The organism is Streptomyces sp. DH12 (assembly GCF_020873895.1).
GTDB lineage: Bacteria > Actinomycetota > Actinomycetes > Streptomycetales > Streptomycetaceae > Streptomyces.
The window spans coordinates 1-897 of sequence record NZ_JAHWGT010000152.1 but is presented as its reverse complement, the minus strand read 5'-3'; the positions used below and the strand labels follow the sequence as shown (position 1 = coordinate 897).

The 897-nt window shown below is 75.0% G+C and carries 1 protein-coding gene and 1 pseudogene; both read right to left on the bottom strand.

All coding sequences use genetic code 11. The annotated features are described in order from the left end of the window. Nucleotides 1-374: pseudogene (locus tag LPA54_RS33155) on the bottom strand (acyltransferase); the annotation flags it as partial. Between the two features lie 142 nt (nt 375-516). Next, the coding region (locus tag LPA54_RS33150; RefSeq protein ID WP_228984447.1) for an alpha-ketoglutarate-dependent dioxygenase AlkB at nt 517-897 on the bottom strand (381 nt) is incomplete at its 5' end.

Sequence of the window (897 nt, the reverse complement as noted above, 5' to 3'; positions counted from 1 at the left end):
AGGTAGGCCCAGCGGTACCAGCCCGCGTAGTCCTCCTCCATGCCGAGCAGCGCGTTCACGGCGGCGAGCGGCAGCGCGGTCAGCAGAAGCAGCACGGGCCGGCGCCGCACCGCCCCGGCCACGCGGTCGCCCCGGCCCGTCAGGATCGCGGTGAAAGGCGCGAGGAGCAGGCAGAAGGTGAGCAGCAGCACGACGAACCACAGATGCCCGGTCTCGAAGTGCTCGCCCTCCAGGACGAACGGGACGTCCGCCGGGTCCGGCCGCACGCTCAGGAACCGCCCCCAGAAGGCCAGGTACGGCTCGTCGTACGCGGGGTCGGCGGCGCGCAGCCGCAGCCACTGGGGGAGGGGGCACAGCACGACCGTGCCGAACACCAGCGGGACGCCCAGCCGCAGCAGCCGCTCCCGGGCGAACCGGGCGGGGCCACGGCGGCGGACCGAGTGGCGGGCGCCCAGTGGACCCAGTGTGGGGGAGGCGCGGAGGGGGAGGACAGGCTTCCGCCACGGTTCCGGCGGGTCAGTTCACCCCGCGCGGGCGGAACTGGACCGAGACGCGCGGCCCGGCGGCCTTGGTGCTCTTCGGTACGCAGTGCTCCCAGGTCCGCTGGCAGGAGCCGCCCATCACGACCAGGTCGCCGTGGCCCAGCGGCCGGCGTACGGTCCCGCCGCCGCCCATGGGCCGCAGCAGCAGGTCTCGGGGCGCGCCCACGGACAGGATGGCGACCATGGTGTCCTCGCGGGCGCCCCGGCCGATCCGGTCGCCGTGCCAGGCGACGCTGTCCCGGCCGTCGCGGTAGTAGCAGAGCCCGGCCGTGGCGAAGGGCTCGCCCAGCTCCTGCGCGTAGTGGTCGCTCAGCGCGTCGCGGGCCTCGGCGCGGCCCAGGAACCTGTCTCTTAT